Genomic DNA, 2,931 nt, shown 5'->3' with positions numbered 1-2,931 from the left:
CCCTCCGAGGAGCCGTACCCCTCCACCAGCCGCACCCCGAACCGCCGCCGGAAGGCCGCCGCGTCCACCGCCCCCGCCTCGGTGCCGAAGCCGAGCCGCAGCGGGTTGTCGGCGTCGTCGGCACGCTCCTCGGTGGCCAGGATGTACTGCACGGCCCGGCCCACATAGGTGAAGTACGTCGCCCCGAACCCCCGTACGTCCGCCAGGAACCCGGACGCCGAGAACCGCCGCCTGAGCGCCACCCCCGCCCCGGCCGCCAGCGCGGGCGCCCAGTCGGCGATCACCGCGTTGCCGTGGAACATCGGCATGCAGACGTAGTGCACGTCCTCGCGCCGCACCCCGAACTGCCCGACCAGCGAAGCCCCGGCGGCGGCCAGCCGGCCCTGACTGCAGATCGCCGCCTTGGGGGCGCCCGTCGAACCCGAGGTGAAGTACAGCAGCAGACGGTCGTCGGGCGTGGCCCGGGAGGCGTCCGGCACGGCACCCGAGTACGGCGCGAGCAGGTCGGCGTACTCCACTGTGTCGGTCGACAGCAGGCGCACCTTGGGGAGTTCGAGGTCCTTGAGGAGCGGGAGGTGGGTGTGGCTGGTGACCAGGAGACGGCACTCGGTGTGCAGGATGTCCCGGGCCAGCTCGGGGCCGCGGCGGGTGGGGTTGATCCCGGCGACGGCCGCTCCCGCGAGGGCCGCCGCGCTCAACCACAGCGGGTATTCGGGGGTGTTGTCGAGCAGCACGCCCACATGCGGCTCCGCGCCGGGCGGCAGGAGGTCCGCCAGCAGGGCCGCACGGGCGGCGGCACCGGCCGCCACCTCGTGATGGGTGAGCACCTGGTCCTCGAACCACAGCCCCGGACGGTGGTCGCCCCACCGCCCGGCCACCAGCTCCGCGACCGTGCGCCTCCTGGAGTCCATGGAGCCGCAGGGTAGTTGACGGTCCGTCAGATGTGGAGCGCTACGGCATGACCTCGTCGATGATGCTGAAGCCCAGATGCACGACGACCATGAACCCGACACAGAAGGCGATGAACACACCGAAGAAGGCCAGCAGACAGCCCTGTTCCGCCATGAGCCGCCCGGGTGCGGGCGGCTTCGCCGTGGCCCGCTCCGGATGCTCGGCCGCGTAGCGCACCATGACGACGTCACCGGTGACGATCGTGCTCGGCCCGTCGCTCTCCTCGAAGCGGACGGGACGGCCCTCGCGGGTCGTGAACTCGTAGACGTGGTGCAGTGTCGTGCTCACGGAGGTCTCACCGCCCCCGCTGGTCGTGGTGTAGGTGTTCAGGCACCGCGCCTCGGCGGTGAGCCCGCTGTTCCAGGCGCTGCTGATGTGCCGGGCGCGGCGGAGCAGTGCGACCAGGGCGGTGACCGCGAAGGCGATCATGAGCCCGGGCACGAGGTAGAAGAACGCTTCCATGGCATCCCCCGAGGTCGTACGCCGGCCCCGTTCGGCCGGCGTGGCAGGAACCTACCCACGCCGGCCGGGCCACGGACTCAAGAGAACCTCAGAACGTGACGTCCGAGCAGGCGTAGAACGCGTTGCCGGTGTCCGCGATCGTCCAGACGGCGACGATCACATGGTGACCGCTGAGCCCGGACGGCAGGGTGCCGCTGTGGGAGAGCGTGGCCGGGGGGCGCTGACCGTTGTAGGGGACGGTGAGGAAGGGGGTGGTGTTGAGGTCGGAGCGGGCCAGGTTGTGGTTCTGGTTCCAGCCCTGCCGGGTGACGTAGTACTTGAAGTCCGTCGTGGCGTGCATGGCCGTGAACTGCCAGCGGAAGGTGTAGCTCTGACCGCCCGTCACCCGGGTGGTGGGCCAGGCTCCGCCGGAGGGGGTCTTCGGCTTGTCGAGCTGCGAGAAGCGGGCGTTGCCGCCGGAACAGATGGAACCGTCGGCGGGTCCCGCGGCCGGGAAGCCCTTGGGACCCTCGACGCTCTGCGGCTCGTACTGGATATCGCCGCAGTTCGTCACCGTGCCGTTGGCGCAGAGCTTCTGCCTGCTGATGGGGAGGTCGGTGTAGCCGTGGCTGCTCGCGCTGCCGGCCGAGAGCACGAAGGCCCCGGCCGTGGTGAGCCCGAGCGCGGCGGCGTACCACTTGGTCTTTCCGCGCATGCTGCCGCTCCTGGAGACGTGGGGGAAGTTCCGTGAGAGGTGCAGGTCTAGACCAAGTCCCAGATTATTGCCGCACCTTGAGCATGTCCATACCAATGCTGGACTGGGTTACCTCCCCTGGGTCCGGCCCGACCGGTCACGGCCCCTGGTCCCCGCGCCCCGCGCAGAACGCCACCGTGAGGTCCTTCACCAGGGCCTTGCGTTCGTAGTCGTCCAGCTCCACCAGCCCCCGCACGGTCAGCCGGGTCACCGTGTCCTCCACCGAGTCGACGACCGAGGCGAGCATGCCGGCCCGCTGCTGTGCGTCCAGCGCGGCGATCCGGCGGCGGTTCATCGCGGCGGCGACCTCGGGCGCGTACTCGGTGCGCACCGGCCGGACGGAGAACACCTCGAGCCCGACCGGTGCCGCGTCCGCCGCGACCAGCCGGGTCAGCGTGTCACCGGCCGCCTCGGCCGAGCCCCGCGTGCCGCCCGGCATCTCCACCGGCACCCGCGCGAGCCCCGCCTCCACGCACTCGCGCAGATAGGTCTCGTGGTCCTCGACACCCAGCACGGCCCGTGCGGTGTCCCGCACCCGCCACACCACCAGCACGGCCACCCTGAGCGCGACCCCGTTCCCGTCGGCCGCCGGCATCGGCTCGCTCCGCCAGTGCCGCAGCCGTACATCCACCCGGCGGCGCAGCAGCAGCGGGTTGACCCACAACAGCCCGGTACGCCGGACCGTCCCCCGGTACCGCCCGAACAGACCGAGCACCCAGGCCCGCCCGGTCCGCCCCCGCGCGAGCCCGCCGAAACCGAACAGCCCGAGAGCACCGGCCCCCGCG

4 protein-coding genes are annotated in these 2,931 nt (G+C 71.6%); all 4 read right to left on the bottom strand.

The features are described from left to right. The coding region (locus tag GRC12_RS43305; RefSeq protein WP_208785927.1) for an AMP-binding protein at nt 1-911 on the bottom strand (911 nt) is incomplete at its 3' end. A gap of 40 nt (nt 912-951) precedes the next feature. Next, nucleotides 952-1,413: a DUF3592 domain-containing protein gene (locus tag GRC12_RS43300; RefSeq protein ID WP_208785926.1), complete on the bottom strand. Its 462-nt coding sequence runs from the start codon at nt 1,411-1,413 to the stop codon at nt 952-954. 88 nt (nt 1,414-1,501) lie between these two features. Next, a complete protein-coding gene (locus tag GRC12_RS43295) occupies nt 1,502-2,107 on the bottom strand; it encodes a lytic polysaccharide monooxygenase auxiliary activity family 9 protein (protein WP_208785925.1) in 606 nt (201 codons plus the stop codon). A gap of 136 nt (nt 2,108-2,243) precedes the next feature. Further along, a partial coding sequence (locus GRC12_RS43290; RefSeq protein ID WP_244374660.1) for an SPFH domain-containing protein occupies nt 2,244-2,931 on the bottom strand: 688 nt, incomplete at its 5' end.

Source organism: Streptomyces griseorubiginosus (genome assembly GCF_017614965.1).
In the GTDB taxonomy this organism is placed as follows: Bacteria; Actinomycetota; Actinomycetes; order Streptomycetales; family Streptomycetaceae; genus Streptomyces; species Streptomyces griseorubiginosus_B.
This window is presented reverse-complemented; position numbering and strand designations above follow the sequence as displayed.

Bases quoted from the DNA above. Each gene is read 5' to 3' on its own strand.
- GRC12_RS43300 (WP_208785926.1), bottom strand. From the start codon at position 1,413: ATGGAAGCGTTCTTCTACCTCGTGCCCGGGCTCATGATCGCCTTCGCG.
- GRC12_RS43295 (WP_208785925.1), bottom strand. From the start codon at position 2,107: ATGCGCGGAAAGACCAAGTGGTACGCCGCCGCGCTCGGGCTCACCACG.